This window comes from Microbacterium sp. HSID17254, assembly GCF_003989315.1.
Lineage (GTDB): Bacteria > Actinomycetota > Actinomycetes > Actinomycetales > Microbacteriaceae > Microbacterium.
The window spans coordinates 1-1,531 of record NZ_RBLT01000089.1 but is presented as its reverse complement, the minus strand read 5'-3'; the positions used below and the strand labels follow the sequence as shown (position 1 = coordinate 1,531).

The 1,531-nt window shown below is 69.1% G+C and carries 2 protein-coding genes; both read left to right on the top strand.

Annotation, left to right across the window (positions count from 1 at the left end; translation table 11 throughout):
* Positions 1-31 precede the first annotated feature (31 nt).
* Entirely contained in the window at positions 32-895 is an 864-nt protein-coding gene (locus D8M34_RS17835) for a carbohydrate ABC transporter permease (RefSeq protein ID WP_126894694.1), read from the top strand.
* 30 nt (positions 896-925) lie between these two features.
* The coding region (locus D8M34_RS17830) for an ABC transporter ATP-binding protein (RefSeq protein ID WP_148113085.1) at positions 926-1,531 on the top strand (606 nt) is incomplete at its 3' end.

Here is a 1,531-nt window from a genome sequence, read left to right as displayed (position 1 = left end):
TCCGCAGCTTCTCCGCCGCCGAGGACGCGTGATGACCGCAGCCGCCGAACGGACCTCCACCCCCGCGACGCCGCCGCGGAAGGCCCCGCGCGGGGCGGGGCCGCTGCTGAGCGTGCTCGCCTGGATCGTCGGGCTCGGGTTCTTCTTCCCGGCGCTGTGGATGGTGCTGACCGCCTTCAAGACCGCGGCGCAGGCCGTCACGATCCCGCCGACGGTGTTCTTCGTCCCCACGTTCGACAACTTCGCCGAGGTGTTCGGCGGCGGCGTCGGGCCCTACCTACTCAACTCGCTGTTCGCGACGGTCGCCTCGCCGGTGCTGGTCCTGCTGCTGGGCACCCCGGCCGCGTTCGCGCTGTCGCTGCGGCCCGTGCAGAAGACCCAGGCCGTGCTGTTCTTCTTCATCTTGACCAAGATGCTGCCGGTCGTAGCGGCGATCGTGCCGATCTACGTCGTCGTGAACTACCTGGGCGCGCTGGACAACATCTGGACGCTCGTCGTGCTCTACACGGCGATGAACCTGCCGATCGCGGTGTGGATGATGCGGTCGTTCTTCCTGGAGGTCCCCAAGGAGCTCCTGGAGGCCGCGAGCATGGACGGCGCCTCGCTGTGGCGCTCGCTGCGCGAGGTCGTCCTGCCGATCATCTCGCCGGGCATGGCCGCCACCGCGCTGATCTGCATGATCTTCGCCTGGAACGAGTTCTTCTTCGCGGTGAACCTGACCGCCTCGCGGGCCGCGCCCGTGCCCGTCTACCTCGTCGGGTTCATCACCTCCGAGGGCCTGTACTTCGCCAGCCTGCTCGAGGCGGCCACCGTGGCGGCGCTGCCGGTCGTCACCGCCGGCTGGATCGCCCAGAACAAGCTGGCCCAGGGCCTGTCCTTCGGGGCCGTCCAGTGATCGTGTTCGTGAACAGGATGGGAGCCCGCCGTGGCTGACGTGGTGTTCGACCAGGCATCTCGGATCTACACCCCCGGGGCGAAGCCGGCCGTCGACCGGCTGGACCTGACGATCGAGGACGGCGAGTTCGTCGTGCTCGTCGGGCCGTCCGGATCGGGCAAGTCGACAGCACTGCGGATGCTCGCGGGCCTCGAGGAGATCGACGGCGGCTCAATCCGGATCGACGGCGAGAACATGGTCGGTGTCGCCTCCCGGGACCGGGACATCGCCATGGTGTTCCAGAACTACGCGCTCTACCCGAACAAGACCGTCGGGGAGAACATGGCGTTCCCGCTGAAGATGGCCGGGATCGACAAGGCCGAGCGCGCGGTCAAGGTCAAGGAGGCGGCCGAGATCCTCGGCCTGACCGACTACCTCGACCGCAAGCCGCGCGCCCTGTCCGGCGGCCAGCGCCAGCGCGTCGCGATGGGCCGGGCGATCGTGCGCGAGCCGCGCGTCGTCCGGATGGACGAGCCGCTGTCGAACCTCGACGCGAAGATGCGCGTGGAGACCCGCACCGAGATCGCGGCGCTGCAGCGACGCCTGGGGGGCACCACCGTCTCCGTACCCCACGACCAGGTCGAGGCCATGACGATG